This window comes from Bowmanella yangjiangensis, from assembly GCF_017255015.1.
GTDB classification, from domain to species: domain Bacteria; phylum Pseudomonadota; class Gammaproteobacteria; order Enterobacterales; family Alteromonadaceae; genus Bowmanella; species Bowmanella yangjiangensis.
Window position 1 is genome coordinate 199,251 of sequence record NZ_JAFKCS010000001.1, and the last position, 26,591, is coordinate 225,841.

The window sequence follows — 26,591 nt, forward strand, 5'->3', positions numbered from 1 at the left end:
GTCATTCAATTTTCAGTTTGTACAGTGGCTACCCCACTGATTCGTGAACGCTGTTTTCTCCCAGCAATTCTTCGTAGCCAATCAGCGCCCCAAGACCGAGTAAAATGCTGCCGGATATTCTGTCCTGCCATAACGGAAACTGGGCATGTTGCGACAACCAGTTACCTAATTTGTGTGACAACAACGCCACCAGTAAATCGCAGCATAATGCGATAAGCATATACACCATGCCCAGTACCAGCAATTGGCTGCTAATGGGGCCGGCCTCTGGCCTGACAAATTGTGGTAAAAAGGCCAGGAAGAACAATGCGGTTTTGGGGTTGGTTAGTTCAACCACAACGCTTTGGCGGAAAATGCGAGCCTTGCTCCAGGGTTTTAACCTGGTTTGCTGTGGCTGCCCATCGGGTTTAGCCATTAAATAACTTATGCCCAGATAAATCAGGTAAGCGGCACCAGCGAGCTTAAGTAGGGTATAAGCCAGCGGGGAGTATTTGAATATGGCCGCCAGTCCCAATGCTGTGGCGATAACATAGATAAATGAACCTATGGCCAGTCCGCCTGCTGCGGCAACGCCCGCCTGATGTCCCTGCGACAGGCTACGGGCCATAATGTACAGATTCGATGGGCCGGGTGATAGGCTGAGTAACAGCGCAGCCAATGAAAAGGTCAGTAGGATATCCAAAGAGGGCATAGTGTTACTCCTGTTTGTGGCCTATGGCCTCGCCCCGATGAAACAGTTGCCACTGCCCAGGTTGCATCTTATGCCATTGCTCGTTGCAGGTAAGGGGTTCGGTGGCGATAACGGTGACCACATCGTTAGGGGTGGTTTCACGGGTGAAATCGATGTCCACATCAATATCTGACAATCTGGCAATACCAAAAGGCGCACGCCGGGTGATCCAGTGTAGCTTGGTGGTGCAATAAGCTAAAAGGTATTCCCCGTCGGACAGCAACATATTAAACACCCCCATTTCCCGCAGGATGTCGGCTTTTTTGCGGACAAAGTTAAACGCCTGACGGCGGCTCTTGGGTTTGTTCGGATAGTGTTTATCCAGTTCACTGAGCAAAAAGCAGAAGGCGCGTTCACTGTCGGTGGTGCCCACAGGGGTAAAACGAGCGGTTGGCAGACTTTGGTGATCTTTTAGCTGGCCGTTGTGGGCATAGGTCCAGTAGCGTCCCCACAATTCGCGGGTGAAGGGGTGGGTATTCTCCAGCCCTACGCGGCCACGATTGGCCTGACGGATGTGAGCGACCACAGCGGTGCTTTTGATCGGATAGTCCGAGACCAGTCTGGCCACTTCGGATTCATGGCTGGGCATAGGATCTTTAAAGGTGCAAACCCCTTTGTTCTGGTAAAAGGCCACGCCCCAACCATCGCGGTGCGGCCCGGTGCGCCCTCCGCGCTCGCGCAATCCTTTAAAGCTAAAGCAGATATCTGTCGGTACATTGGCCGACATGCCCAGTAATTCGCACATAAAACAGCAAGATAAAGGTGACTTGCGGCTTAGTGTACCATTTCTGCCAATGGACAGCGTAACGGGTTATGGATGTGATGTTGGGCCAGGCTAGTGCCTGGCCCATGGCATCATTAGTCGCCGAGGCTCAGCAGCGTGGTATTGCCGCCGATAGCGGTAATATTGTTGGTGCGGGTTTTCTCAGTAACAAAGCGGGTTAGGTAGTGTGGGCCGCCGGCTTTAGGGCCGGTACCGGACAGTCCCTGGCCGCCAAATGGTTGTACGCCAACCACAGCACCAATCTGGTTACGGTTAATGTACACATTACCTACATTTACGCGATCAGCGATATAGGCTGCTTTTGACTCGTTGCGAGTGTGGATGCCCAGTGTCAGGCCAAAGCCTGTGGCGTTAATGTCGTTGATGACCTGATCCAGCTTTTCTGCCTGATAGCGCACCACATGCAGGATAGGGCCGAAGTGCTCTTTATGCAGTTCACTGATGCTGCCAATTTCCACCGCGGTTGGGCACACGAAGCTACCTTCCGCTGTGTCTTCTGGCATGGTCGCGGTTGCCAGCAGCTTACCGGTTTTGCTGATGGTGGCAATATGCTCGTTGAGGCAACTTTGAGCGCGGGTGTCGATGACAGGGCCAACATCAGTTTTATAATTGATGGGGTTACCCACGCTTAGCTCAGCCATAGCGCCTTTGAGCAGATCCAAAACCCGCTCGGCAACGTCATCCTGAACATACATCACACGCAGCGCAGAACAGCGCTGGCCAGCACTCATAAAGGCCGATTGAACCGCATCTTTGACGACTTGTTCAGGCAGGGCGGTGCTGTCTACGATCATGGCATTCTGGCCGCCCGTTTCGGCGATCAGTGTGGCAATGGCGCCATCCCGTGAAGCTAGCGCGCGGTTGATGGCTTTGGCAGTATCTGTACTGCCGGTGAAGCACACGCCTGTTACCCGCTCATCGCTGGACAGTTTGCCGCCGACTTCACTGCCACGGCCTGGCAGCAATTGAATTGCACCGGCTGGGATACCGGCCTCCAGCATTAACTGTACAGCACGATAGGCCACCAGACTGGTTTGCTCAGCGGGTTTGGCGATAACGGTATTGCCGGTGACCAACGCCGCTACGATCTGGCCGGTAAAGATGGCCAGTGGGAAGTTCCAGGGGCTGATACAGGCAAATACACCTCGCCCTTGTACAAATAGCTCGTTCAACTCACCTGTGGGGCCTGCCAATGGGCCATGGTAGGCATAAAGCTTGCGTGCTTCGATGGCGTAGTAACGACAGAAGTCCACGGCTTCGCGTACTTCATCAATACCGTCTTGCAGTAATTTACCGGCTTCCAGGGTGCACAGCGCGATCAGTTCGTGCTTATGCTGTTCCATCAAGTCAGCAAATTTTTCCAAGGCTTCTGCCCGGTTTTCTACCGGCGTGCGGTTCCACTCAGGGAAAGCTTGATAGGCGGCGGCAATAGCCTGCTCGGCAATGCTTGCATCAGCAAAGTGGATAGTACCAACTTGCTGCGCGCGGTTCTGCGGCGAGCACACTTGTACTAATTCCCCCTGGTTCAGGGTTTTACCGTTGATAATTGGGCCACCTTGCCATTGTTTACCAACAAAGCCGGTAACAGCGCTCATAAAGGGTTGAAACATGGACTCAATATGCAAGTTGGTACCTTCGGAATTCTGACGGTTAGTAAAAATCTGAGTGGGCAATGGAATCTTGTCATTGGCCAAACTCGGCAGATGCTGCAGGCTCTCCAGCGGGTGATTGACCAGCGAAGAAACCGGCGTATTAGGGTCAACCAGCTTATGTACAAAGGAGCTGTTGGCGCCATTTTCCAGCAGACGGCGGACCAGATAGGGCAACAGATCCTTATGCGCCCCGACTGGCGCGTAAATACGCACATTAGTGCGACCAGACTGGCCCAGTACACAGTCGTACAGCTCATCACCCATACCGTGCAGGCGCTGGAATTCAAATTCCCGCTCACCGGCCATGCGGCGAATAGCAACAACAGTGTGAGCATTGTGCGTGGCGAACATAGGGTAAATAGCGCCTTGCGTATGCTCACTCAACAGAAAACGAGCGCAGGCCAGGTAGCTGGCGTCAGTACTGGCTTTACGGGTGTAGACAGGATAGTTGTCCAGGCCCATTTGCTGGCACAACTTGATTTCGGTATCCCAGTAGGCACCTTTGACCAGACGAACCGGGATCACATCGCCCTGTTCCTTCGCCAGTTGGGCAATCCACATCAATACCGGCAAGGCGCGTTTGGAATAAGCCTGTACCACAATACCCAGCTGTCCCCAGCCCTGGATTTCCTGACTTCTGTAAATCTTCTCGATAAGTTTCAGAGACAGTTCCAGACGGTCGGCTTCTTCAGCGTCAATATTCACCCCGACATTGTGGCTGCGTGCCAGGGCGATGAGTTTGATTACCGACTCGGCCATTTCTCCCAAGACGCGGTCTTCGCAGGCCACTTCATAGCGCGGGTGCAAGGCCGATAACTTGATCGATATGGTTGGCGGTGCTGGGTATTCGTCACGGATGTTCTCTTTACCTATGGCTTTGATGGCATCGGCGTACGCTGTCCAGTATTTGTCGGCATCTTCTTGGGTCAGGGCTGCTTCACCCAGCATGTCATAGGAATGGGTGTAGCCTACCTTGCGCTGCTTACGGCTGGCTTTCAGGGCTTCTTCAATAGTGCGGCCCAAAACAAACTGCTTACCCATGATTTTCATGGCGGCGTACATGGCGTTACGCACTACCGGCTCGCCCAGGCGTGAAACCATACGATCGAATACTGATTCGCTGATACTCCCGGAAGATTTATCCAAATGGAAAAGTTTGCCGGTCAGCATCAGGCCCCAGGTCGAGGCGTTTACCAATAAGGAATCACTCTGGCTTAGGTGTGCACGCCAGTTGGCGCCTGATAGCTTGTCTTTAATTAGTGCATCAGCCGTTCCTGCATCTGGAATACGCAGCAATGCTTCAGCCAGACACATGAGGATGACACCTTCTTGAGTATCCAGGCTGTATTGCTGCAAGAAGGCTGAAATGCCGTCGCCGCCTTTGGCCTCTTTACGCACTTGCTCTACCAATGCGGTAGCGTCAACACGTATGGCATCCAAACTTTGTTGTTCACAAGGAATCAGGCTTAGCAATTCCTGCAGATAATCGTTTTCGTCAACAATATAGTTGTCGCTGATAATGGCCGGCAACGCGGCAAGCGGAGGCAGCTGATAGCTGTCATTGAAGAGTTCGCTGGCTTTAAACATAAAAACCCACTCCAGTAACACTGGGCTTAGGCCCGACCAAAACCGGGTGTAAGAATTATGTAACCAGACACCCACCTAATTTTCGCGGAGTATATAGACCAGATTGCTTATTGTATACAAAATGCAATGTACTTTTTTGGGCTGTCGTTTTTCAACCGCTAACAGTAAACCAACTCTGTGGCTAAGTGGTATCTAAAAGCCTTTAAAATCAGGCGTTCTGGCTATGTTCCGGCTAAGCATGGGCAAATAAATAAGCCCGGTAAAGACCGGGCTTAGCGACTAAAACTGACTCAGTGTTAAGTCAACTTTACAAAATGATCGAATGATCTGGAAAGGCGATGTGTCTACATCCAGCCATCATTACGACGACGTTTTCTGGGGATCAGCATAACAATTACGCCCAGCACTATGCCAACCAGGCCGATAATGCCGCCGCGGGTCAGCCATTCAAGCTGCACCTTGTTGTCTTTGTTCGATAGCTCACGTTCAATCCTGTCGTGACGAGTCTGGAGTTCATCGAGTTTCGACTGCATTTGCTTATTACGAGAATTGAGATCGAGAATCTGCTGGTTTAGCAGATCGTTTTTTTGCTGGGCATCCTGCAGCGCAACTTGTGTATCTGACAAATTTTGCTGTAGCTGCGGCATGGCCTCGCGAACTGAGGGATTTTCATTGATAAAGCGGGAATCTACCCAACCAGTACGCTGCTTATCATCGATGATTTCAACAAAACCTTCAGTGTTGTCTCTCTGCAACAAAGTGACCTTAGTTCCCGCTGTCACTGAACCCAAAATGCGATAGTTGCGTCCAGGACCTGCATGCATAAAGGTATAAAGATCATCCGCGATATACACGGTTTCACCATCGGCGTCGTTGGGTTCCTGAGCCAGGACAGGGGATTGCATAAACAGGCCTGTCAGACAGATGATTAAAGAAAATGAACGAATTTTTGACATGGGAGAAATAAGTCAGCCGGGTTGTAAATTTTTTAGATGGTATGGCCTGTACCTCGCAAAGGCAAGTGATTGGTGTGATTGGTCAATTGCCAAGTTGACCGCAATAGGGTTAAGGTTGGGGTTTGGCGAGTTCTTAATTCGTATACATGGAAACTGAAATAGAATTGAAATTGCTGGTCTGCAGTGACCTTGATGTGGTCGAACTGCTGAAAAGTAAGCTACTGCCTGGGCTGCAGGCACAAAGCTCATGCCGTCAGATGGCGCTATCCAATCGCTACTATGACACCCCGGATAAACAATTGCGTGGCATGGATATGGGGTTTAGGGTGCGTGGCCGGGATGGGCGCTTTCAACAAACCTTGAAAACCGCCGGAAAGATCCAGGGCGGATTGCATCAACGCCCCGAGTACAATGTTGAGCTGTCAGACCAATACCCCGATCTGAGTTTATTTGAATCCAGCATTTTTCCCGACGGTGTTTCTGTAGCGGCCTTACAGTCTGCACTGGTGCCACTCTTTACTACCCATTTTCAGCGTTGTGCCATCGAATTGGTGTTTGAAAGTGGGACAGAATTGGAGTTGGTGTATGACAAAGGACAGGTGGCAACGGAGTCCCATCAGCAGCCAATTAATGAAATGGAAATCGAGCTGAAAAAAGGTGATGTCGGCGAGATATTTGTATTGGCCAGACAATTGAGTGACTTGATGCCGCTGCGCCTGGGCGCATTTAGTAAGGCTGCTCGTGGCTATTTGCTGGCGGCGGGTCAGGAGTTAACACCCAAACCGTTGCCGGATTTCCTAGTATTGCAGGAGTCTGATTCATTGGAGCAGGCCTTTATAAAGGCTGTGCATTATGGCATGGATTACTGGCAGTACCATGAACAATGCTATCTGGAAACGCAAAAGCCCAGAGCCCTGGCCGGTATGCGCGCGGGTATTCAACTGGTATCACAAGCCATCAGTTTGTATTTGCCAATGCTACAGTGCGACACATTGCTGGAATTGCAAGCCCGGCTGATACAGTTAAATAACGACTGGTACTGGGCTGAAAACTTACTGGCGATTAAAACACTGCGTTCCCGTAAGGGCCCATTTCGTAAGCGCTTGGCAAAAAGTGAGGAGTTACTTAGTTATCTGCGCGGGCGTTACGAAGGTTTGTTACTCCATTATCAACCGGACAACTTGATTCAACGCCAGCAAAGTGGCCAGTTACAGGTTGATTTAGCTGCGTTGGCATTTGAGCAACCCTGGCGAGCCAGCGGCAATGCCTGGTCTTCGCCTGTGCAGGAGCATGCGAGAGGGTGGCTGGCACAAGGCTGGTTTGCCATCAGTCAAAGCATGCCTCGTAAAAAGAAGTTTAGCGCGCAGAACTATATTTCCAGTGAACCTCTGCTGCGTCAGACTTTGTTTAATGGACTGTTTTTAGCGGGTTTATTCAGCCCTGAACACCGTGATCAATTCCGCGCACCCTGGTTAGATATCATCGATGGCATAGATGAGCTTAACGCTTTGCATCTGCTAAAGTCTGAGTTAGATGTGGCCGATGTGCAAGACAAGGACGAATTACTGGTTTGGTGCAAAGACAAGATGGCCCATCTGCTGGACGTGATGGAACAAAGTCGCAAGGCGGCACTGAAAATGGAACCCTACTGGAAACCTTGATGTGCTGAACGGCCTGGTTGATACATACCAGGTCAATGGAACATACATGCTATTAAGTCAAACTCAAATTCTGTTGCTGGCAGCGTTGGCATTGTGGCTGGTTCCGTTGCTATTTATCTGGCTGCGCTATAGCCGTTTACCGCATGCGCAGGAATTACTGCTCGCCATACTCTTCCTGCCTTCTTTGCTGACTGACCAACTGATACTGTCCTTTGATAGTCAATCCCGTTGGGCTTTTCTGGCAGGGTTGTTTAATGGTATGCCGGTAATTGTCGCTGCCCTATTGGTTTTGGCTGTGGCTAAAACCGTGTTGGAAAAGGGCCTTTATCTGGTTTGGCCGATTTGGGCCTGCGTCTCTTTGGCGGTTTTACTGCAGATCCCCTTTTTGCTAATACCATTGGAGGATAAGCTACAGTTATTGCAGCAGCCTTTGCTCGGCAACTTGGCGGCGCACTGGCCGCTCTATGCCTACCTGGCCTTGTGTCATTTCATGGTGTTGTTCCTTGCCTTTAACGTCGAACAGAAGATCAGTGATTACCAGGCACATTTGTCTGATCAGGTGGTTGATGTGCATTTCTACCGCATGTCGGTGGCAGTGAAGCTATTCGGTGGTTTGATTATGCTGGCATTTGTTAGTCTAGTGTTGACCATGCTGGTGGCTTTTGACCTGTTACCTTTTGACCACTGGCGGGAGTTTATTCATCTTGGCTATTACTTTCTGTTTATTGCCCTCAGCATCACATTGATGGAGTCCCGGCGGTATTCACCTTCTCCGCTAGACTATAAACAGCTCTCAGAACCTCATCACAGTGAAGCCTATTTGCAGGAGATCTTACATAGTGCAGAGAAAGCCATGATTCAGCATAAGGCGTATAAGATTATTGGCCTTAGGATCAAAGAGTTTGCTGAGCTCGCTAAGGTGAATCCCAGCGCCCTGGCTATCGCCACCCGTAAGCTGTTAAACCGTAACTTTCGTGCCTTTGTTTACCACTATCGTCTGGAATATGCCAAGAACGTGCTAATGCGCAGTGACGCTCGAGTGTCGGCTGTGGCGAAACGTCTGGGCTTCGATTCCGAAAAGTTCCTAAGTGGGGTATTTGTCAAATACATAGAGCAGATGGGTAAAGATGGGGGACATTAGCCAGTTGGCTCATCCAGGCCTTAAATTAGTGAAAAAAGATAAATAATTCAGATGTTTGTAACAAGAGATTTTTTGTCTGACAAAATTCGTTTAAGGTATACAAAAGGCTGGATTAAGCGTACTGACGAAGCTGAATGATTCTTTCCGGCGTTGGTTAATGCCGGCGCTTTTTACAGGGTTTTTGACCACTACCTGTTTGCTTTTGTTGACGCTGCCGCAGAATTCACTGGCTCAAAGTGGCTATTGGTTATTTGTAGTATTGGTTGGCCTTGGCTATTACGCGACGACCTCCTGGCTTAAACACGCCGCTAGTCTGCTTTCTGTCCTCATCATTATCGTTGTGGGGATTGTTTTTCCACTTGATGTGGAAGTGCTGGAAGAGGCTTATTTATTTATCCCCCTGCTTTATCTGTTTATCTATCCCGGGAGTTTCTATCCCATAGGTATTGCTGTTTTATTGCTCAGTGCTTATCTGCCCAGCGTACCAAACTATGCGCTAGCCGAGTTGTTAGAGGATGTATCGGAACTTATTGTAATTAGTAGTTTTGCCACTGTAATGACCTACTTTCAACAAAATGCGGTCAAACAGATGCAGCGCTTTTGGCAGGAAAGTCGCACCGATGATTTAACCAAGTTTCCCAATCGCAAACGGCTAATTGAATGTGTCGGCCAATTAATGCAAGCCAATCTTTCTTTTGGGTTGTTGGTGGTCGATTTGGATGGCTTTAAACGTATCAATGATCAATTAGGGCATTCTATTGGTGATCAATTGTTGGTTTTGGTTGCCAACCGTATGAACCTGCTAACCAGCCCCAGCTGTCAGCTTTTTCACTTAGGCGGGGATGAATTTGCCTTGTTACTAAACCAGCAGGATGCCCTGACGGAAAAGACTCAAAGCTTGGCTGATGAAATAATACGCCAGTCTGCGGAGCCTTATCGGTTACAGAACAAATCCTTTTATATCTCTGCCAGTATCGGTATCGCGTGCTTTCCAGAACATGCTCAGGAGCTACAGTCATTGCTTAGCTATGCTGATATGGCCATGTACCGGGCAAAAAGTCAGGGTAAGCAGCGTTATAGCCTGTTTAATAATGAATTGCTGAATAACAATTTACGCCGCTACAAGCTGGAAAATCATCTTAAACGGGCCATCGAAAAGAATGAGTTACATTTGGTGTATCAGCCAAAAGTGGCTTTTGCTGATAGCAAGGTCGATTGCGCCGAAGTGTTGCTGCGCTGGCAGCACACCAAACTGGGAGCTATCAGCCCCGTTGAGTTTATCCCTATTGCCGAGCAAAGCCACTTGATCGTCGACATCGGCAATTGGGTGCTGGAGTCTGTGTGCAAACAAATAGTGGAGTGGAAACAACATTATCAATTGGACCGTGTTTCAGTGAATGTGTCCCCCCAGCAGTTGGCTCACATGGATTTTATCTCCAGTTTAGAGCACATACTTCGTCGTACTGGCTGTCAACCTGCGTGGTTGGAAATTGAGCAAACGGAAGGTTGGATGATGGAAAATCCAGACGATAACATTGCCGTGTTTAAGCGTTTAAAAGCGCTGGGGGTTCGGCTCTCACTGGATGATTTTGGCGTCGCGTATTCATCTTTGAGTCAAATTGCTCGACTGCCGCTGGATGTGCTGAAAATCGACAAGAGTTTTGTTGAATATTGTGAGGTCGGTTCTCGAGAACATATGATAGTGCGCACCGTTATTCAATTAGGGCGTAATCTTAAGTTGCAAACTGTAGCGGAAGGAGTGGAGACCGAAGCGCAGCGGCAAATACTGGATGCCGAGGGATGTGATATGTATCAGGGCTATCTGTTTTCCAAACCCGTTGACGGCAAGACTTTTGTCACCATGCTGGAGAAAAAGCCACAGGCCGATATCCCGCATTGCAGCAAAGAACATCAGCCCTCCTCCTGTCCGCTTAAGGCCGGTGATTCATAGCACGCCTTCCACTTATGCCGGTTGTGTCTGCTGCTTATCCGCCAGCACCTGATGCTCCGCCGCCCAGATTTCATCTTGTTTTTGCACTTTCAGGGCGCTGACTCTATTGCAAATTCTGTCAACATAGCCAGTCAATACTGGTAGTTGTGGCAGCATATCGAACATCAAACCCCAGGCAAAAGAACTCCCCCATAGAATATCCGCCGCGCTCAGCTCGTCACCCAAGAGGTAAGGACGATTACGCAACGGCGTGAGTATGGTTTCCAGCATACTGTATTCATCGCAGTATACCGACACTGACTGGGGAGCTGGTTCGCGTTTCATAAATTTATCTACCATGGCCGGCTCATAACAGGCAGCGTAATAGACCATCCAACGCAGATATTCACCTCTGGTCGGGTCGGTCAAGGCTGGGGCCAGTTTGGCCTCAGGAAATAAGTCTGCCAGGTACAAGAATATCGCCACTTGCTCTGTGATGATTTTGCTCTTGTGTGCCAGAGCTGGCACTTTGCCCAAGGGGTTAATGGCCAGATAGTCGGGTTGGCGCTGTTCCCCGGCCTTAATGTTAATCAGTTTAAGTTCAAAGGGGGCCTGCAGCTCTTCGAGTAAGGTCAGCGAGACCGAAGAACGGCTCTGAGGGGCATGGTAAAACGTCAGATTATCTGATGACATGTTTTCTCTCCTGTTTAAGTTTTATCAGCCAAAGGGATGGCAGCAGAGACAAAATAAGGCACCATACCTGTCAGATTGTGTCAGGTTTAAAAACTAAATATGCGTGCCAGCCGCTTACTGAGCATCCTCATTACTTTACAAGCGAAAGGCCGGGTCACCGCCAGGCAGTTGGCTGACGAATGTCAGGTCTCTGTGCGTACTATTTATCGGGATATGGATGCGCTCAGCAGTGCAGGGATCCCGGTTTACAGTGAGCGCGGCGTGGAAGGCGGCTATTTACTGGTAGCCGGGCACCGTACACAGCTTAACGGCTTGTCGGGTGATGAAGCTGAAGCCTTGTTTATGTTGGGGCTGGCGGGGCAGGCTGCCGATCTGGGGCTGGGCAGCGCGGTGTCTGATGCTCAGTTAAAACTTTTGGCTGCACTGCCTGCAGCTCAGCGCAGTGGAGCCGAGCGCATGAGCAACAGATTTCATCTTGATGCACCAGCCTGGTTTAGTGAGGCCGATCAACCGCCCTATCTGGCTACCCTGGCCGATGCCGTGCGCAATCAACATAAAATTCGTGTGCGTTATCGCAGTTGGAAGGCGGAAAACGTCAGGGTGATTGCGCCGCTGGGATTAGTGCAAAAGAGTGGTCAGTGGTATTTGGCCGGTCAGGTTGAAGAGGACGTGCGTACATACCGGGTTGCACGTATGCTTGAGCTTGAGGTGCTCAGCGAGCACTTCACCCGGCCGCCTGATTTCAATTTGCCAGCCTATTGGCAGCAGAGCCTGCAGCGAATGGAAGACGACCTATACAACCAAACCGCTTTGGTGAAAATCTCGCCGCAGGGGCGAAGGTGGCTGAAAGCCTTCTTATCGTCTTATCAGTTGCAGCGCTGTATCGATATAGGCGAGCCAGACTGTCAGGGCTGGCAACGAATGCAGATCCCGGTAGGTTCAGTTTTTCACAGTGCCAGCGAGCTTTTGCGACTAGGGGCAGAGCTGGAGGTATTGTCACCGGAGGCGTTGCGAACCCAAATGCAGCAAATGACAATGGCCCTGGCTAAGCTGTATTCCTGCTCAGGCAAGTAGAGAGGCTCAGCGCTTCCTGCCGTCGACCCATTCAACGGGCCTTGTTATACTTGCTGCCCGCATGTTTGTGTTGAACACGCTGAAACTTACTAGGATCTACTTTGACCAACAACGATATTTTACGGCGCATTCGTTACGCCTTTGATTTTAAAGACAATGCCATGGTGGAGGTGTTCGCGGCGGCGGATCATAAGGTGTCGGTTCAACAACTGCATAACTGGCTGAGAAAAGACGATGATGCGCAATTTGTTGCCTTAAGCGATGCCGAGTTGGGCTTGTATCTGGATGGCCTGATTAATATTAAGCGCGGTAAACGTGAAGGGGAGACGCCTCAAACCTTGCCACGCCTGACCAATAATGTGATCTTCCAGAAGCTACGTATTGCACTGAATATGAAGGCCGAAGATATTCTGGAGACCATGCAATTGGTGGATTTTCGTTTAAGTAAGCACGAGCTGAGTGCCTTTTTCCGAAAGCCCGACCACAAAAATTACCGCGAATGCAAAGACCAGATCCTGCGTAACTTTTTAAACGGTGTGCAGCGCCGTTTGCGCCCTCAGGACCATAGCGTTTACCCACAGTAGTCTCACTCAATAAACAAGGATGTTGCAGGTATGAAGTTAGTCGTTACCTTAGTACTGCTAAGTAGTTTTTTTGCTTCATTGGCCGAGGCGGCTGAGCCGTCGTCGCTCTGCCGTAGCTGGTTTGGTAAATCTGGGGTGCAGAAAGGCCCGGATTGTGAGCTGTCATGCGCCGCACTTGGAGTGGGTATGGGCACCTACAACTGCCCTAACCAGTGTGCTTTACTATGCAAAGACGATGAGCAGGATGATTGCAAAACCCATCCGGTACTAAAACGTTATCAGGAACAGCGTGACCAACTGGCGGGACTGGATGATCAAGTGGCCAAACTCAATACCCAGGAACGCGACGGGGCCATATATATTTATGAAAGGCTATTGAGCGGACTTAAGGATACGGCATCCCATGCCACTAAAAATCCCATACCCGTCCCAGTGCTGGATAATGTCGATAACGTTAAAAAGATTTTTGACGGACAGCAGTTGGAAGGTGCATTGGGCATCATGTCTAACACCGCCTGGGCGCTGTTTCCCAAGTCTAAACGCCAGCAAATGGAAGCCCTATACATGGACACCATTAAGGCCCTAAATGGTGAGAGTAGTCTCGGCCAAGTACAGGATAAGCAGATGCGCCAGCAGGTGGAAAATACCCTGGCAGAGAGCCAGTGCTCTGGTGACTTAGCCAATGACTATGGTTTGAAGCCTTATAAGGAATAACCGGCAGGCTCAAGTCACTCAGAACTATGGGCTGGCTGCCAAAGCTCAATGGGATTTCCTTCAGGATCATAAATACGGGCGAAGCGACCAATGTCGGAATCCCATTCTGCCCGGGTTTCGGCTTCTATGCCTGCCTGGGCCAACTGAGTCAACATGGCATCCAGGTCGTCTACGCGAAAGTTGATCATCCAGTTCTGCTTGGCTGGGAAGTAATCCGTATCTGCCGAAAACGGCATAAACACTGTGGGACCGGTTTGCTGTATCCAGATACCTTGCATAATGTCGATGCCCAGATTTTCGCTGTACCAGGTTGCCAGTGCTTTAGGATTTTGGCTTCTGAAAAACAAGCCACCTATGCCCATTACTTTTTGTTTGTTCATGTCATATACCGTTCCTGTAAGTTGGGTTCAGTGTAGACTGGCGTTTGGCAAAGTTGAATCCACAATGCATGCGATATCTGAGAGGAAAGCAATTGAGAGTAGAAGAACGTGAGGCTTGGCAGCAAACCCGCGCTAAAGGACAGATGCGCTTTGTTCTGACTAACGGTGTGGCTTGGGCCCTGCCAATGCTGCTGATTATGCTGTATATCAACCAGCCTTTTGCTGGTGGGTGGTTTTCCAAAGCCGTATTGGTGCATTTGCTGGTTTGGCCTGTGGCTGGGCTGGTTTTCGCTTGGGTACTGTGGCATTTGACTGAGCGTAAGTATCATAAAGCTAACGGACAGCTACAAAGCACGGATGACGAGGAAAAGGAGCAATAATATGGCGTTTAGCGTGAAGGAAAGAGAAGCTTTATTGGCCGTAAAAGGGGTGGGACCTACCGTAGTGAAACGATTTGAAGAAATCGGTATCGATTCGTTTGCCATGTTGGCAGGTTATCAACCACAAACTATTGCACAGCGTGTTGCCTCGATGTTGGGGACCACCTGCTGGAAAAACAGCCCGCAGGCACTGGCTGCCGTAGCAGCCGCCATTGCCAGAGCGCAGCAGTCGCTGGATTAGTCAGCCAGATAGCTACAGCAATAATCACTGACTGTCTCTACCTTCAGCTGGAAGGCGGCATTGGCCGATACATAAAACTGCTGACCAGCGTTAATTTGCTGCCAGTCTTCACCTGGTAGTTTAACTTGCAGACTGCCAGCCAGTATTTCCATCAACTCTTTCTCGCTAGTAGAGAACTCATACTCGCCCGGTTGCATAACACCTAAGGTTTTGCGGGTGCCATCGGCAAACAACACAGTACGGCTGGTGACTTTGCCATCGAAATAGATATTGGCTTCCCGTATTACCGACACATTATCAAACTGGGACATGCAGACTCCTTGGATGCGATACAGACTTGAACAGTTAGTGATTTACCGCTCGCTTAGCGGCGCGCGTTCAATGTGCCGCTAAGCGAGATGTGGGTCAATATCGTTATGTTTAGCTTGCTACTAGAAGGTTATAACGCCTTCTAGTGCTTGGCTTTCCAGCGTTTGATTTCGTTATCCAAACCTTGTTTGGATTTCTCTACTGCCTGCATGGGGGTTAGGTTATCAGGGTATTCCTCTTGCTCTACCACTAACCAATGGGTGCCACCTACCTCAATATTGGCGCTTAGCAGGGATTGCCAGTCGATACCGTCCTGACCAATCAGGACCTTTTTGCCTTTGTCGCTGTCTCGCAACTTGGCTTTGTAGTGCGTGGTTAGCGTACGACCAGGGTAGGCGCGCACATACTCAGCCGGGTTGTAACCGGCAAAATAGCTCCAGCCTACATCCTGCTGTAGCACTAAATCATCTGGTGTATTAGCAGCGATATAGTCCCATAAGGTTTTGCTGCCGTGTCCACCCGTAGAGAACTCCTGGGCATGGTTGTGATAGCCAAAATGCAGGCCGTAGGCACTGACCAGGGGATAGAAGGCATTGAGATCGGCTACGGTTTGCTTAACGGTTTCAGCTGCGAAGGCCCGTTCGTCCCAGGGTACAATCAAGGTAGGGCAGTTCAGCGCCTGATAAAAAGCCAGGGTGCGATAACGATTGGCTTCGTTTAAGGCGTCAAAGCCAATGTGTGCGCCGGAGCAGGCCAAACCCAGTTCATCCATCCTGGCCTTAAGGGCTGCCGGTTTTTCAGCATAAGGGCCAAAGTTTCCGGCAAATTCCACGCCATCAAAGCCCATGGCAGCCAGTTTGCTTAGGGTGTCGTCAATATCACTTTTAATATCATCCTTAACCGACCACAGCTGCACGCTGATCTTGGGCAGTTCTGTTGCCGCCTGAGCTGCGGTAAAAGGGAGAAGGCATAAAAGCGCACTCATCAATGGACGAATTTTCATATTGTTTCCTTTGCACTTGGCGCTACAAGCGCCCGGATTTAACTTGGTCAATGGCATAGTGTGCCGCTCTGGCAGTCAATGCCATAAAGGTCAGGGTGGGATTAACCACCCCGGATGAACAAAAACTGGCTCCGTCGGTGACAAACAGGTTGGGTACATCATGAGCCTGATTGTATTTATTCAACACCGACTGTTTAGGGTCGTTACCCATGCGGGCGGTACCCACTTCGTGAATGGCCAGACCTGGCGGTGCGGTGGTGGCCTGTGAACGGATAGACTCGAAACCGGCAGTCGCTAGCATCTTATGCATAGTTTCGGCGGCATGCTGCATCATGCTCAGCTCGTTATCCGACCATTTGCAGTTAAAGTGCAATTGCGGAATGCCCCACTTATCTTTTTTACTGGGGTGCAGACCCACTTGGTTATCCGCTTGCGGCAGCATCTCGCCCTGCGCACCCATCCATATTTGCCAGGGACCTGCCTGGGTCAAACGCTGTTTAAAGTCAGCGCCAAAACCATCTTGCTGACTCATACCTTGCCAACTGCCGCGAGTAGCTCCACCGGCTATGGCATAACCACGCTTAAAGTCCTTATGATAACGGGACGGCTCGAAATGCGAATTGGGGATGTAAATGCCGGTAGGTCGACGACCCCGGTAATATTCATCCTCGTAACCTGGAATACGGGCTGAGGCCCAGGCATTGTAATTGTGATCCATCAGGTAACGCCCCAGTACGCCGGATGAATTGGCCAAGCCGTTGGGGAAGCGCTTGCTGGTGGAATTCAGCAGCACCTGTGTGGAGCCTAAAGTGGATGCACACAAGAACACTATCTTGCCGCGATATTCGCGTTGGCTGAGATTGTCATTGTCGACTACCCGCACACCGGTCACCCGCTGTTTGGCATCATCGTAAATCAGACTATGTACCACGCTGTTGGGGGCGATATGTAAATTGCCGGTGCGGGCTGCGGCGGGCAGGGTGGCACTCTGGGTGGAAAAATAGGCACCGAAAGAACAGCCACGATAGCATTCGCTGCGCGCCTGGCAGGTAACCCGACCAAGCTCCAACTGGATTTTACTGGGCTGGGTTAAGTGAGCACAGCGCCCCACCACCATAGGTTTATCTGGAAAATGCTCAGCCAGACTGGTCTGAAAATCCAGCTCAGGTTTAGTTAATTCAAAGGCCGGTTGGGCAATGCTGTCTGGCAATTGCGGCAGATTATCCTGAGCCGCGGAAATACCGGCAAATGTTTCCACATAGTCATACCAGGGGGCCAGATCCTGATAGCGGATAGGCCAGTCGATACCCTGGTTATCTTTGGCATTGGCAGTGAAATCATACTCACTGAATCTGAAAGTCTGGCGTGCCCAAAGCAGCGACTTGCCGCCCAATTGATTAGCGCGGATCCAACTGAAGCTGGTACCTGGCTCCGTGCTGTAGGGCAGGTCACGATCATTGCCGAAAAAGTGCTTGCTGGTGTCATTAAAGGCATAACACTGTTTTTGAATAGCCTGGGTTTGGTCTACCAGCAAGTTTTCCGCCACGGTGCGGGTCGGGTATTCCCAGGGACCTTTGCCCTCGGTGGTATAGTCTTTTCGGTGTTCAACTAACCTGCCACGTTCAATAAGCAGGGTTTTAAAACCGGCCTCGCAGAATTCTTTGGCGGCCCAGCCACCGGTCACCCCAGAGCCGACAATCAGAACGTCAAACTCATCATCAGTGCTTTGCACAATATTCTCTTGCATCTGTTAAGCCTTCACTTAAAACGGGTAACCGCCACTGTATGCTTTACCCACCGATGCATAAGGCACCGAGCCTTTAAAACCGCCGGGAACCGGGTCATAAGCAAGCAGTTGTGTCATACCTACCTTGCTGGTGAAAAAGCCGAATACCACAAGGGCTTTAAGCATTTTAAACGCCTTGGTATCAGCTTGAGTAAAAGGGTCTTCAGTTGCTTCAAGTGCGGTTAACAAAGCAAGTTGCCCAGCTTGCTCGCCCTGATAAAAGGCCTTGCCCCACTGGCCCAGCGCCACTGTATCTATTTTGTTAAGAATCACCGTGGCAACAGCTTGTTCATCGCTGTCAAAGCAATGCTTGAGCTGATTGTCTACAAACCAATGGCAGTCTGTTTCCAAGGCTCCAGGTGTATCTGTCTGCGGAATAATAAGGTCAGCCATGCTGGCTAAGGTTTTAAGCTGTCTTTCACTTAACAGTTGTAATTGTCGCAGCGCGCTGTCCTGCTGAAACGCCATGGCAACGGATAAGCCTGAACCACCCACTAACTGACTGGCAAACTGAGCCCCAAGTACAACACCTAAGCCTTTAAGCAGGCTCCGTCTGTTGAGGATGACATTGTTTTGAGTCGTCATAATGGTCTTGCCCAGATATTACGAAAACTAACCAGGTTGCCATGATCCTGAAGTTGAATAGGGGCACAGCCATGGGCGGTGTAACTGGGCTCACCCAGCCATACGGTATCACCCTGGATCTCGGTGTGATTCTGCACCAGCACGCCATTATGCAGCACGGTAATAAACCCCGGTTGGGTCAGTTTGTCACCCTCGAAACGCGGGGCTTCAAAAATGATGTCATAGCTTTGCCATTGCCCCGGCTCACGCATAGCATTTACCAGCGGTATGGCTTGTTTATACAGTGACCCTGCCTGGCCATTGCTATAGGTGCGATTGTCGAATGAATCGAGAATCTGAATTTCGTAGCGCTGCTGCAGAAATACTCCGCTGTTATTACGCTGTTGCCCCTGCATATCCGGCTTAGGCTCAGGAACGCGCCATTCCAGATGCAACTGCACGTCACAAAATTCTGCTTTGCTGCGAATATCGCCGCTGCCTGGGGCGACGGTCATTACCCCGTCGGTCAGTTGCCAAGGTGCCTCGCCGCCTTTAACACTTAGCCACTGGCTAAGAGAATCGCCACCGAACAACACCACTGCATCTGATGGTGGGGCATTTAATGGTGCACTGACTACCTTTGGCACAGGCTCCCATACTTCGGTTTTTTGCGCCTGCTGTTCACGGTCGTCCTGGGCCATGGCAGTCTGTCCGACTATCAAGAGGAAGGCGGTGGCACTTAATACTTTGTTTCTGGTGTGCATAATCATTTACTCGGCTATTTAGCGGATATTAGGTTGCCCAGGCTTTGTCGCCTTTTTTATAGGGAAATTCGCCATCATAACGGCCAGGTACCGCCACATAGCGCAATACCTGAGTGGCGCCTGGTTTGGAGGTGAAGAAACCAAACAAGGTCAGCTGTTTAAATAAGGTGAAGTAGTGGGGCAGCACTTTATCTTCGTCTGGTGTACCGCCGGGACGGCCTAATTCCCAGTGCCGCACCTTATTCTGCTTGTTATAGCGGTAGGCTTCATCATTCAATTCAGTTAACAGACTGTGCTTGTGCTTTTGTTCAAGCAGCAAAAAGGGTTTGCTAAATTGGCTGAGCGCTGCCTCGTTAAGCTTCTGCATACCTTGTCTGAACAAGGCTTGCTCGCTAGGTAAGTAGCAATCACTGACCAGACGGGTCATCAACTGGCCAATATTAGCGTCTTTCGCTCCCGGGCTGTCGGTACGAGGAATAATGGTCTCGGCTACCTCGTTTAACAGCAGCACGTCATCAGCGCTAAAACCTGTGCCAAGCCGTTGAGCTGACTCAGCCGCCAGGGCCAGCGGATTACCGATAAAAGCGGCGCCGGTCGCGGCCGCAATCATTTTAAGCAGTTCACGTCTTTCCATTACAGATTTCCTCGCTTGAGTTCCTCTACAGCAAAGGCGGCAGCTCTGGCGGTCAAGGCCATATAGGTCAGGGATGGATTGACGCAAGACGCCGAGGTCATACAGGCGCCATCAGTGACAAACACATTAGGCGCATCCCACACTTGATTGTGCTTATTCAGTACCGAGCTTTTTGCATCCCGGCCCATTCTGGCGGTACCCATTTCATGAATACCCATGCCAGGCGCATAGTCGCTATCATAGCCTTTAACGTTTTTAAGTCCTGCTGCCTCAAACATTTCCATGGCATCGGCCTGCATGTCTTTGCGCATCGCCAACTCGTTTTGTTTGATTTCCACGTTCATAACCAGTACCGGCAAACCCCATTTATCCTTAACCTGATGATTCAGGTAAATGCGGTTGTCGTGATAGGGTAGGATCTCGCCAAAAGCCGACATGCCGATACTCCAGTGCCCCGGCTCACTCAACCCGGCTTTTAGCTCGGCGCCAATGCCCATCTCACGAATGTCTTTCTGCCAGCCCTGACGACTGGCACTGCCCTGATACCCGAAGCCGCGCAGATAGTCGCGCTTATCCTTGTGCCAGTTACGGTAGCGGGGAATGTAAAAACCGGCCGGGCGACGACCGAAAGTATACTTGTCTAAATAGCCTTCCACATCGGCAGAAGCGCCCACCCTGAAATGGTGATCCATAACATTGTGACCCAGCTCGCCACTACTGCTGCCAAGACCGCCTTCCCAGACATCGGTGGCCGAGTTCATCAACAGCCAGGTGCTGTTAAAGGCTGAGGCATTCAGGAATACCAATTTGCTTTTATATTCAATAACCTGGTTGGTCTGTGCATCTATGACTTCGACGCCAGTGGCGCGCTTTTTATCTTTGTCATACAGCACTCTTGAGACGACTGAAAAGGGTCTTAAGGTCAGATTGCCGGTTTTAAGCGCGGCTGGCAGCGTGGCCGACTGGGTGCTGAAATAGCCACCAAAGGGGCAGCCCAGCCAGCACTTGGCGCGGTACTGGCAGTTAGTGCGGCCTTGTTCTGGCTTTGGTTCGGTAATGTTGGCACAACGGGAATGAATTAGGTGCCGGGTGCCGGCAAAGGCCTTTTTAATCCGCGCCGCCACGTCTTTTTCCACACAATTTAGTGGAATGGGTGGTTGAAACTGCCCGTCCGGCAGCACATCCAGCCCCTCTCGGCTGCCACTGATACCGGCGAAACGTTCCACATAATCATACCAGGGGGCCAGATCTTCGTAGCGGATGGGCCAGTCTACGGCGATACCTTCCTGAGCATTGGCAAGAAAATCCTGTTCATTAAATCGGTAGCTTTGTCTGCCCCACAGCAAGGAGCGCCCACCCACATGATAGCCACGGTACCAGTCGAATCGCTTGTCCTCGGTATAGGGAGCCTCTTTCTCATTGGCCCACATGCCGAAGGTGGATTCATTCAGCGGATAATCACGACGCAGCACCGGATAATCCAGTTTCATTTGTTGGGTGGGTACATCGTGATGGGGATAATCCCAGGCTTCTTTGTGGGCATTTTTGTAGTCTTTGATGTGCTCGATATTTCTGCCGCGTTCCAGCATCAGCACTTTCAGACCCCGTTCACTCAGCTCTTTGGCGGCCCACCCGCCACTAATACCTGAGCCAACAACTATTGCATCATATTCATTTACTGACATGCTCTTCCCCTAAAGGTGCGGGTTCGGTTGCCCGCATGCTGCACTACACCCACCTATACGTCACAAATGGCAATGGCCTGTTGCAGGGAGGTAATTTTGCCGTCCATGCTGGGTGGGGTTGGAATAAACTCCTGAGCCAGGTAACCTTTAAAACCGGTGGCATAAATTGCCTTAGCAATGGCCCGGTAGTTGAGCTCCTGGCTGTCATCAATCTCATGTCGTCCGGGCACACCAGCGGTGTGGTAGTGACCGAAGTACTGATGGTTGTCACGAATGGTGCGAATTACATCACCTTCGTTAATTTGCATATGGTAAATGTCATACAGCAGTTTAAAGTGCTCGCTGCCCAAGGCTTTGCAAAGCGCAATGCCCCAGGCCGAATTGTCAGCCATATAATCAGGGTGATCGACTTTGCTGTTGAACAGTTCCATTTGCAGCACCACCCCACGTTCTTGCGCGTGTGGCAGAATCTGTTTCAGACCGGTTACGGCATTGGCAAGCCCAATGTCCAGACGCATGCCCCTTTTGTTGCCGCTAAAGCAGATGAGATTGGTGTAGCCCGCATCAGCCACCAGGTCGATATGCTTGATGTAGCGGGGGATTAGCTGGGCGTGAAACGCCGTGTCGCACCAGCCATCGGTGAGATTGAGCTCGGCACCGTTGCACATAGATGAGTCTATGCCAAAGCGCTTTAGTACCGGCCAGTCTTGTGGCCCGACTAAATCGATGGCGGAAAAGCCTAAGGCTTTGACTAGCTTGCACAGCTCCTCAATACTCAAGTCGCCATAGGTCCAGCGACTAACTGAATGGCGAATGTTACCTTTCAGTGTCGCAGTGCTGCTTTGGTTTACCGCGGCCAGCAGTGGCGATGATAGCGCGCTTAAACCACCAGCCAGCGCCATGTGCTTGAATAGCTGACGACGACTATTATTCATGGTTGGTTACTTGTTCGTTTTTGAAACTGAACAGGAACAGCACAAAGATTAACGCTGCAAAGCCTGCTGGGTATAGCCAGATTTGCTGCCAATCGTGACCGCCCTGCTCGGCAAAGCGGTCGGTGATTTGTCCGGCAACCCAGAACCCAACTAACATACCAACACCGTAAGTGGCTAGGGTGATCAGGCCTTGGGCGGCGCTTTTGGTGCGGTCGCTGGCCTTGGCATTGGTATAAATCTGCCCTGACACAAAGAAGAAGTCATAGCAGATACCATGCAGGGCTATACCTACCAGCAACATAGCCATGGCGCTGCCAGCATCGCCGTAGGCAAACAGCACATAACGCAACACCCACGCAGCCATGCCCACCAGTAAGGTCAGCTTTAAGCCAAAGCGCTGCAAAAACACCGGGAGTGCCAGCATAAACAGCACCTCTGAAACCTGCCCGAGGGTCATCTTGCCGGTGGCATTTTCCACGCCGATTTCGGTTAGAAAGGGGTTGGCATTTTGATAGTAAAAGGCCAGAGGAATGCAGATAAGTACTGAGGAAATGAAGAACAGTAGAAAGTTACGGTCTTTAAGCAGCGCTAAGGCGTCTAAGCCTAACATCTGCCCCAGACCGCTTTGTTCGTTACCGGATTGCTTGGCGGATTTGGGCGGTGTGGCAGGCAGGCTAAAGCTGAACAAGCCTAGCAGCAAAGACGCCGCAGCGCAGAGGGCGAAGGTGTTTTTCAGCATGCCATCGGCAATAGCGGCCTTGGCATCCCAGGAAAACACATAACTAATCACCAGACCAGCCAGGATCCAGCCGATAGTACCCCATACCCGAATCTTGCCAAACTCCTTGGCGGGTTCCTGCATTTGCCCGAAAGATACCGAGTTGACCAGCGCCAGAGTAGGCATATAGGCAATCATATAGGCGAGTACATAAGGGTAGAAGCTGGCAAAATCCGTAGCGGTATACAGACAATACATCAGCACCGCGCCAAGCAGATGCAGCACCCCGAGTATACGTTCGGCATTAAAATAACGGTCGGCAATCAGGCCGATAATAAAAGGCGCAATAATGGCACCCCAGGACTGGGTGGCAAATGCCATGCCGATTTCACTGCCGCTGGCGCCTAAATTGTTACCCAGAAAGGTGCCCAGAGTGACAAACCAGCCACCCCAGATAAAAAACTGCAGAAACATCATCAGGCACAGTTGGAATCGAATACCTGCTTTCATGGTCAGCTCCCTATAAACCCAGGATTTTACGGTTGAGTGCATGGTCAGTACCGCTGGCAGCAAAGTCGTCAAAAGCTTTGTCTGTGGTGCGAATCAGATGGCGGCGAATAAATTCAGCCCCTTCCCGGGCACCGTCTTCGGGGTGTTTAATGCAACATTCCCATTCAAGAACGGCCCAGCCCTGATAACCATATTGAGTTAACTTACTGAAAATCTGGCCGAAATCAATTTGACCGTCGCCCAGGGAACGGAACCGACCAGGGCGTTCCAGCCAGCCTTGGTAACCACCATAGACACCGCTACGGCCGTTTTTATTGAACTCGGCATCTTTGACATGAAAGGCTTTGATGCGCTCATGATAGATATCAATAAAGGCCAGATAATCCAGATGCTGTAATACAAAGTGGCTGGGGTCATACAGGATATTCGCCGCCGGGTGCTCATTGGTGGCTTGCAAGAAGCGTTCAAAGGTGACGCCGTCATGCAGATCTTCCCCTGGATGCAGCTCATAACAGATATCCACCCCTTGTTCGGCAAATTTATCCAGGATTGGCAGCCAGCGTTTGGCCAGTTCTTCAAAACCTTGCTCCACCAAACCGGCCGGACGTTGTGGCCAGGGGTAGTGCGTGTGCCAAAGCAATGCGCCGGAAAAACTGGCGTGGGCGGTCAGTTTCATTCTGGCACTGGCCGTGGCAGCGGCCAGCAACTGCTGTTTTGCCCACTCAGTGCGGGCGCCTGGGTTGCCTTTTACTGCATCCGGGGCGAAGCCATCGAACATTTGGTCGTAGGCCGGGTGTACGGCTACCAATTGGCCTTGCAGGTGAGTCGACAATTCGGTAATGGTCAGGCCATGACTGGTAGCGATGCCAAGGATATCATCACAATAATCCTGGCTGCTGGCGGCCAGTTCCAAATCAAATAAGCGCTTTTCCCAGGTTGGCAACTGTATACCTTGGTATCCCAGTCCCGCTGCCCATTGACAAATGCTGTCGAAACTATTGAAGGGGGCCGAATCTGAGGCAAATTGTGCCAGGAAAATGGCCGGGCCTTTGATATTGTTCATGCTTGGCCTCCTTGACCTGATAACTCGCTAACATTGGGCACTTTGTGCCATTTTTGCTCACTGTTACTTGCGGTTACCACTGTCTCGATAAAGGCCATACCGCGCAGTGCTTCACTGATACCAGGTAGCAATGAATGGATATCCTGATGTTGCTGGCGTGCCTGATGTACCTGCTCGGCGAACTGGCAATACAAATTGGCAAAGGCTTCTAAGTAACCTTCCGGGTGACCTGGCGGGGTGCGGGTAATACCGCCTAATGCGGCAGCACTAGGGGTGGCAGCGCGCAGCGTTTCAAAGGGTTTATCGGCATGCATCAGCTTGAGGCTGTTGGGCGATTCCTGCGACCAGTCTAATGAGGCTTTTTCACCATACACCCGAATGCGCAGGTTGTTTTCCTCGCCCACTGCGATCTGACTGGCACTGAGCATTCCTCTGGCACCACCCGCAAAGCGCAGCATCACCACGCCATCATCGTCTAACTGGCGATTGCCACTGGCACTAATGTCGGCACTGAGTTCGGCAATATGATCATCACAGATAAATTCGGCCAGATTTGCCGCATGCACACCAATATCCGCCATACAACAACTGCTACCCGCCTGCGCCGGGTCCAATCGCCAGGCCGCCTGTTTACCACTGTCGCCGCTTGGGTCAGCAAGCCAGCCCTGATGATATTCCACTGCCACTTTGCGGATCTTGCCAAGCTGGCCACTGACAACCAATTGTCTGGCGGCGACCACCATGGGATAGCCAGTGTAAGTATGGGTAAGGGCATACAATCGGCCACTTTGTTGCTGTATGTCGGCAAGCTGCTTCGCTTCCGTTAAATTGAGGGTGGCTGGCTTGTCGCACAGTACGTGGAAGCCAGCTTGCAGAGCTTGCCTGGCGACATCAAAGTGCAAATGGTTGGGCGTGACGATGGCAACAAACTCCATCCGTTGTTCCGCGGGTAAGCGCGCTTCGGCGTCGAACATGGCTTGATAGCTTGCGTAACAACGCTGCGCATCAATACCCAACTGGCTGCTCATTTGTTGGGATTTGGCCGGGTCGCGGCTGAAGGCGCCACAGACTAACTGGATTTTTCCGTCCAGATTGGCGGCCATGCGATGTACTGCACCAATAAAGGCGTCGGGGCCACCCCCAACCATTCCCATTCTGACTTTTTGCATTTGTTACTGGCCTGAAAAAAGGGCTGTTAACAGAATGTTATCTCTACAGTCTTACGGATAAATAGAATAGAATCGGTTGCTTGTAGCATAAAATCGGCGCGTTCTTTTTTGGTGCATTGCCGGAATTATGAGTTTTTATCGGTTAAGTTCTTTTAAATCAAATTTTTAGGTTTAGGTGTTGGCAATGTCGCTATTTTCATTACCAGAACAATCCAATGCATTTTTGCAATCCATGCCAGCCGCACAATGGCTGAAAATGTATGACTTGTTAACCGATGTTTTGGTGTGGGTCAAAGATAGCAATAGCCGAATTCAATATGCCAACCGGGCTTTTTTGGAACATACCGGCTTAGGTGCGTTAGAGCTGGCCTTGGGTAAAACCGATGATGATTTCGCGCCGCGTCATATAGCCCGCCAGTTTCTTGCTGACGACCAGAAGGTGCTGGAAGGGGAAATGATTAATGACAGGTTGGAAATGAATGTGCTGCGCAGCGGTGAACTGCATTGGTTTACTACCAGCAAAAGGGCGCTGTTTGATTTTGACGGGCACCGGGTAGGCACCTGCGGTATCTCCCGCCATTTGCACAAAACCTCAATTATGCTGGGTCCGCTGGCCAGCATTGAAAAGCCGCTGGAGCATATTCGCCGCAATTTTACCCAGCCTATTCCCATCAATGCTCTGGCCGACCTTTGCCATGTGTCGGTCAGTGCGCTGGAGCGGCGTTTTCGCAAAGCGCTGGGCAAAACGCCTAAGCAATTGATTAACCAGCTTCGTCTGGACAATGCGCGGCGCTTGCTGGTAGAGACGGATTTACCTGTGTATCTGGTCGCAGAGCAGTGCGGTTTTAGTGATGCCAATTACTTCAGTCGTCAGTTTCTGGCCGAGTATGCCGAATCCCCCAGCAGTTTTCGTCAGGGGTTTCGATAAATCGCTAGGGCTAATC

Annotated in this window: 26 protein-coding genes; 9 read left to right on the forward strand and 17 right to left on the reverse strand. The window is 50.7% G+C overall.

What is annotated here, in order from left to right; genetic code table 11:
- Positions 1-28: 28 nt before the first annotated feature.
- From J0A65_RS00935 to J0A65_RS00950, 4 genes are all read right to left on the reverse strand, one after another.
- Positions 29-691: a LysE family translocator gene (locus tag J0A65_RS00935; protein WP_206592232.1), complete on the reverse strand. Its 663-nt coding sequence runs from the start codon at positions 689-691 to the stop codon at positions 29-31.
- A gap of 4 nt (positions 692-695) precedes the next feature.
- Positions 696-1,475: a class II glutamine amidotransferase gene (locus tag J0A65_RS00940; RefSeq protein ID WP_206592233.1), complete on the reverse strand. Its 780-nt coding sequence runs from the start codon at positions 1,473-1,475 to the stop codon at positions 696-698.
- A gap of 113 nt (positions 1,476-1,588) precedes the next feature.
- Positions 1,589-4,753 carry a bifunctional proline dehydrogenase/L-glutamate gamma-semialdehyde dehydrogenase PutA gene (putA, locus tag J0A65_RS00945; protein WP_206592234.1) on the reverse strand — a complete coding sequence of 1,055 codons (3,165 nt, stop codon included), beginning with the start codon at positions 4,751-4,753 and terminating at the stop codon, positions 1,589-1,591.
- A gap of 344 nt (positions 4,754-5,097) precedes the next feature.
- Positions 5,098-5,658 (reverse strand): TIGR04211 family SH3 domain-containing protein, encoded by a 561-nt coding sequence (locus J0A65_RS00950; protein ID WP_206592235.1) that lies wholly within the window; start codon positions 5,656-5,658, stop codon positions 5,098-5,100.
- 215 nt (positions 5,659-5,873) lie between these two features.
- Here J0A65_RS00950 and J0A65_RS00955 point away from each other — a divergent pair, with 215 nt between their 5' ends.
- The 3 genes from J0A65_RS00955 (at position 5,874) to J0A65_RS00965 (ending at position 10,462) form a co-directional block, all read left to right on the forward strand.
- Entirely contained in the window at positions 5,874-7,370 is a 1,497-nt protein-coding gene (locus J0A65_RS00955) for a CYTH domain-containing protein (protein WP_206592236.1), read from the forward strand.
- A 46-nt stretch (positions 7,371-7,416) separates the two neighbouring features.
- Entirely contained in the window at positions 7,417-8,511 is a 1,095-nt protein-coding gene (locus J0A65_RS00960; RefSeq protein WP_206592237.1) for a helix-turn-helix transcriptional regulator, read from the forward strand.
- A gap of 157 nt (positions 8,512-8,668) precedes the next feature.
- Positions 8,669-10,462, forward strand: a complete 1,794-nt coding sequence (locus J0A65_RS00965) for a putative bifunctional diguanylate cyclase/phosphodiesterase (RefSeq protein WP_206592238.1) — start codon at positions 8,669-8,671, stop codon at positions 10,460-10,462.
- A gap of 12 nt (positions 10,463-10,474) precedes the next feature.
- Here J0A65_RS00965 and J0A65_RS00970 read toward each other — a convergent pair whose 3' ends face one another.
- Positions 10,475-11,134 carry a glutathione S-transferase family protein gene (locus tag J0A65_RS00970; RefSeq protein WP_206592239.1) on the reverse strand — a complete coding sequence of 220 codons (660 nt, stop codon included), beginning with the start codon at positions 11,132-11,134 and terminating at the stop codon, positions 10,475-10,477.
- Positions 11,135-11,233: 99 nt separating this feature from the next.
- Between J0A65_RS00970 and J0A65_RS00975 the strand changes: the two genes are divergently transcribed.
- The 3 genes from J0A65_RS00975 to J0A65_RS00985 all read left to right on the forward strand — a co-directional run bounded on the left by J0A65_RS00975 (position 11,234) and on the right by J0A65_RS00985 (position 13,506).
- Positions 11,234-12,208: a helix-turn-helix transcriptional regulator gene (locus tag J0A65_RS00975; RefSeq protein ID WP_206592240.1), complete on the forward strand. Its 975-nt coding sequence runs from the start codon at positions 11,234-11,236 to the stop codon at positions 12,206-12,208.
- Between the two features lie 101 nt (positions 12,209-12,309).
- Positions 12,310-12,792: a YehS family protein gene (locus J0A65_RS00980; protein WP_206592241.1), complete on the forward strand. Its 483-nt coding sequence runs from the start codon at positions 12,310-12,312 to the stop codon at positions 12,790-12,792.
- A 30-nt stretch (positions 12,793-12,822) separates the two neighbouring features.
- Entirely contained in the window at positions 12,823-13,506 is a 684-nt protein-coding gene (locus tag J0A65_RS00985) for a hypothetical protein (RefSeq protein ID WP_206592242.1), read from the forward strand.
- Positions 13,507-13,520: 14 nt separating this feature from the next.
- Here the strand turns inward: J0A65_RS00985 and J0A65_RS00990 are convergent, their stop codons facing one another.
- On the reverse strand, positions 13,521-13,886 hold the full coding sequence (locus J0A65_RS00990; RefSeq protein WP_206592243.1) for a VOC family protein: 366 nt from the start codon (positions 13,884-13,886) through the stop codon (positions 13,521-13,523).
- Between the two features lie 92 nt (positions 13,887-13,978).
- Between J0A65_RS00990 and J0A65_RS00995 the strand changes: the two genes are divergently transcribed.
- Both J0A65_RS00995 and J0A65_RS01000 read left to right on the forward strand, forming a co-directional pair.
- Positions 13,979-14,266 (forward strand): hypothetical protein, encoded by a 288-nt coding sequence (locus J0A65_RS00995; protein ID WP_206592244.1) that lies wholly within the window; start codon positions 13,979-13,981, stop codon positions 14,264-14,266.
- A 1-nt stretch (position 14,267) separates the two neighbouring features.
- Positions 14,268-14,507, forward strand: coding sequence for a helix-hairpin-helix domain-containing protein (locus J0A65_RS01000; protein WP_206592245.1), 240 nt, complete (start codon positions 14,268-14,270; stop codon positions 14,505-14,507).
- Here J0A65_RS01000 and ppnP read toward each other — a convergent pair.
- The 11 genes from ppnP to J0A65_RS01055 form a co-directional block, all read right to left on the reverse strand.
- Complete coding sequence (gene ppnP, locus J0A65_RS01005) at positions 14,504-14,818, reverse strand: pyrimidine/purine nucleoside phosphorylase (protein WP_206592246.1); 315 nt, start codon at positions 14,816-14,818, stop codon at positions 14,504-14,506. The two genes, J0A65_RS01000 and ppnP, sit on opposite strands and share 4 nt — an antisense overlap.
- Before the next feature lie 140 nt (positions 14,819-14,958).
- Positions 14,959-15,819, reverse strand: a complete 861-nt coding sequence (locus J0A65_RS01010) for a sugar phosphate isomerase/epimerase family protein (RefSeq protein ID WP_232849665.1) — start codon at positions 15,817-15,819, stop codon at positions 14,959-14,961.
- Between the two features lie 22 nt (positions 15,820-15,841).
- Positions 15,842-17,566, reverse strand: coding sequence for a GMC oxidoreductase (locus tag J0A65_RS01015; RefSeq protein ID WP_206592247.1), 1,725 nt, complete (start codon positions 17,564-17,566; stop codon positions 15,842-15,844).
- A 15-nt stretch (positions 17,567-17,581) separates the two neighbouring features.
- Entirely contained in the window at positions 17,582-18,190 is a 609-nt protein-coding gene (locus J0A65_RS01020) for a gluconate 2-dehydrogenase subunit 3 family protein (RefSeq protein WP_206592248.1), read from the reverse strand.
- Entirely contained in the window at positions 18,187-18,933 is a 747-nt protein-coding gene (locus J0A65_RS01025) for a 3-keto-disaccharide hydrolase (protein ID WP_206592249.1), read from the reverse strand. The genes J0A65_RS01020 and J0A65_RS01025 overlap by 4 nt, the downstream gene beginning before the upstream one ends.
- Positions 18,934-18,961: 28 nt before the next feature.
- Positions 18,962-19,567, reverse strand: a complete 606-nt coding sequence (locus tag J0A65_RS01030; protein WP_206592250.1) for a gluconate 2-dehydrogenase subunit 3 family protein — start codon at positions 19,565-19,567, stop codon at positions 18,962-18,964.
- On the reverse strand, positions 19,567-21,252 hold the full coding sequence (locus J0A65_RS01035; RefSeq protein ID WP_206592251.1) for a GMC oxidoreductase: 1,686 nt from the start codon (positions 21,250-21,252) through the stop codon (positions 19,567-19,569). Before J0A65_RS01035 ends, J0A65_RS01030 begins: the two co-directional genes overlap by 1 nt.
- A gap of 53 nt (positions 21,253-21,305) precedes the next feature.
- Complete coding sequence (locus J0A65_RS01040) at positions 21,306-22,187, reverse strand: hydroxypyruvate isomerase family protein (RefSeq protein WP_206592252.1); 882 nt, start codon at positions 22,185-22,187, stop codon at positions 21,306-21,308.
- A complete protein-coding gene (locus J0A65_RS01045) occupies positions 22,180-23,415 on the reverse strand; it encodes a nucleoside permease (protein WP_206592253.1) in 1,236 nt (411 codons plus the stop codon). Before J0A65_RS01045 ends, J0A65_RS01040 begins: the two co-directional genes overlap by 8 nt.
- A gap of 10 nt (positions 23,416-23,425) precedes the next feature.
- Complete coding sequence (locus J0A65_RS01050) at positions 23,426-24,478, reverse strand: sugar phosphate isomerase/epimerase family protein (RefSeq protein ID WP_206592254.1); 1,053 nt, start codon at positions 24,476-24,478, stop codon at positions 23,426-23,428.
- Complete coding sequence (locus J0A65_RS01055) at positions 24,475-25,647, reverse strand: Gfo/Idh/MocA family protein (RefSeq protein WP_232849666.1); 1,173 nt, start codon at positions 25,645-25,647, stop codon at positions 24,475-24,477. The genes J0A65_RS01050 and J0A65_RS01055 overlap by 4 nt, the downstream gene beginning before the upstream one ends.
- 184 nt (positions 25,648-25,831) lie before the next feature.
- Here J0A65_RS01055 and J0A65_RS01060 point away from each other — a divergent pair, with 184 nt between their 5' ends.
- Complete coding sequence (locus J0A65_RS01060) at positions 25,832-26,575, forward strand: AraC family transcriptional regulator (protein WP_206592255.1); 744 nt, start codon at positions 25,832-25,834, stop codon at positions 26,573-26,575.
- The last annotated feature ends 16 nt before the right edge of the window (positions 26,576-26,591 follow it).

Coding starts and splice junctions, on each gene's coding strand:
- J0A65_RS00970 (WP_206592239.1), bottom strand. CDS start 11,134: ATGTCATCAGATAATCTGACGTTTTACCATGCCCCTCAGAGCCGTTCT.
- ppnP (WP_206592246.1), bottom strand. CDS start 14,818: ATGTCCCAGTTTGATAATGTGTCGGTAATACGGGAAGCCAATATCTAT.
- J0A65_RS01020 (WP_206592248.1), bottom strand. CDS start 18,190: ATGACGACTCAAAACAATGTCATCCTCAACAGACGGAGCCTGCTTAAA.
- J0A65_RS01025 (WP_206592249.1), bottom strand. CDS start 18,933: ATGCACACCAGAAACAAAGTATTAAGTGCCACCGCCTTCCTCTTGATA.
- J0A65_RS00950 (WP_206592235.1), bottom strand. CDS start 5,658: ATGCAATCCCCTGTCCTGGCTCAGGAACCCAACGACGCCGATGGTGAA.
- J0A65_RS01010 (WP_232849665.1), bottom strand. CDS start 15,819: ATGAAAATTCGTCCATTGATGAGTGCGCTTTTATGCCTTCTCCCTTTT.
- J0A65_RS01050 (WP_206592254.1), bottom strand. CDS start 24,478: ATGAACAATATCAAAGGCCCGGCCATTTTCCTGGCACAATTTGCCTCA.
- J0A65_RS01015 (WP_206592247.1), bottom strand. CDS start 17,566: ATGCAAGAGAATATTGTGCAAAGCACTGATGATGAGTTTGACGTTCTG.
- J0A65_RS00975 (WP_206592240.1), top strand. CDS start 11,234: ATGCGTGCCAGCCGCTTACTGAGCATCCTCATTACTTTACAAGCGAAA.
- J0A65_RS01000 (WP_206592245.1), top strand. CDS start 14,268: ATGGCGTTTAGCGTGAAGGAAAGAGAAGCTTTATTGGCCGTAAAAGGG.
- J0A65_RS00965 (WP_206592238.1), top strand. CDS start 8,669: ATGCCGGCGCTTTTTACAGGGTTTTTGACCACTACCTGTTTGCTTTTG.
- J0A65_RS01040 (WP_206592252.1), bottom strand. CDS start 22,187: ATGAATAATAGTCGTCGTCAGCTATTCAAGCACATGGCGCTGGCTGGT.
- J0A65_RS00935 (WP_206592232.1), bottom strand. CDS start 691: ATGCCCTCTTTGGATATCCTACTGACCTTTTCATTGGCTGCGCTGTTA.
- J0A65_RS00940 (WP_206592233.1), bottom strand. CDS start 1,475: ATGTGCGAATTACTGGGCATGTCGGCCAATGTACCGACAGATATCTGC.
- J0A65_RS00985 (WP_206592242.1), top strand. CDS start 12,823: ATGAAGTTAGTCGTTACCTTAGTACTGCTAAGTAGTTTTTTTGCTTCA.
- J0A65_RS00960 (WP_206592237.1), top strand. CDS start 7,417: ATGCTATTAAGTCAAACTCAAATTCTGTTGCTGGCAGCGTTGGCATTG.
- J0A65_RS01030 (WP_206592250.1), bottom strand. CDS start 19,567: ATGGAAAGACGTGAACTGCTTAAAATGATTGCGGCCGCGACCGGCGCC.
- J0A65_RS00990 (WP_206592243.1), bottom strand. CDS start 13,886: ATGAACAAACAAAAAGTAATGGGCATAGGTGGCTTGTTTTTCAGAAGC.
- J0A65_RS01060 (WP_206592255.1), top strand. CDS start 25,832: ATGTCGCTATTTTCATTACCAGAACAATCCAATGCATTTTTGCAATCC.
- putA (WP_206592234.1), bottom strand. CDS start 4,753: ATGTTTAAAGCCAGCGAACTCTTCAATGACAGCTATCAGCTGCCTCCG.
- J0A65_RS01045 (WP_206592253.1), bottom strand. CDS start 23,415: ATGAAAGCAGGTATTCGATTCCAACTGTGCCTGATGATGTTTCTGCAG.
- J0A65_RS01055 (WP_232849666.1), bottom strand. CDS start 25,647: ATGCAAAAAGTCAGAATGGGAATGGTTGGGGGTGGCCCCGACGCCTTT.
- J0A65_RS01035 (WP_206592251.1), bottom strand. CDS start 21,252: ATGTCAGTAAATGAATATGATGCAATAGTTGTTGGCTCAGGTATTAGT.